The 719-nt window shown below is 44.6% G+C and carries 2 protein-coding genes; one reads left to right on the top strand and one right to left on the bottom strand.

Annotated features, from left to right (window positions below):
- Nucleotides 1-53 precede the first annotated feature (53 nt).
- Nucleotides 54-242, top strand: coding sequence for a hypothetical protein (locus tag P5683_RS25490; RefSeq protein ID WP_008052455.1), 189 nt, complete (start codon nt 54-56; stop codon nt 240-242).
- Between the two features lie 49 nt (nt 243-291).
- On the opposite strand, the gene P5683_RS25485 is transcribed toward P5683_RS25490, so the two are convergent.
- The coding region (locus P5683_RS25485) for an RNA-guided endonuclease TnpB family protein (RefSeq protein ID WP_315669516.1) at nt 292-719 on the bottom strand (428 nt) is incomplete at its 5' end.

The following is a 719-nucleotide window of genomic DNA, read 5'->3' as shown; positions in this document are numbered from 1 at the left end:
TTCGTCGCATTGTCAGGCAATAGCCGGATAAATGTCGCGTAAATGTATCAGGTATGCACCTGTTAAAGGCTAACCCAGAGCGCCTGGAAGCCACCGCCGCCCAATTAAAGCATTATCAAGTCCAACTACTAGGCGCTAACCACTGTACAGGCATTAATGCGATCGCCCATCTATGGCATCTTGGATGTAGCATTGATGTTCGCGTAGGAACCCGCCTGCAATTCGGAACCAACACCCCATAACCTGCTCTATAAAACTTAAACAAAACCGGACATAGCCGGATCTTGATGTTTATTTCTTGCTTCGTCCGGGACTGTCGGCAGCACCCCGTCCACAAGTGTAATCGTCGGAACCCGGCGATTTTTCTAAATTTATACTGGCGTTCAAATCTCTATCAATCTTCAGGCCACAGTTTGGACATTCAAAAGTCCGACGGACTAGGGGCATTTTTTGACGATAACCGCAATTAGAACAAAGTTGACTGGATGGATAAAATCTATCGGCAATAATCAACTTTGAACCATAACGTTCTGCCTTGTAACCTAGTTGCCGACGGAACTCATAAAATGAAGCATCAGCGATAGAACCCGCCCAACCATGATTTTTCAGCATTCCAGACACATTCAAATCTTCAATGACTACTTGGCTGTGGTTTTTAGCCAAAAAAGTAGTTATTTTATGAATCGTGTCCCGCCGAATGTTTGCTACTCTTTGATGTA

It is taken from the genome of Limnospira sp. PMC 1279.21, from assembly GCF_032349615.1.
Lineage (GTDB): Bacteria > Cyanobacteriota > Cyanobacteriia > Cyanobacteriales > Microcoleaceae > Limnospira > Limnospira fusiformis.
Note: the sequence above shows the minus strand (reverse complement) of the source record. Positions and strands in the feature narration are given on the sequence as shown.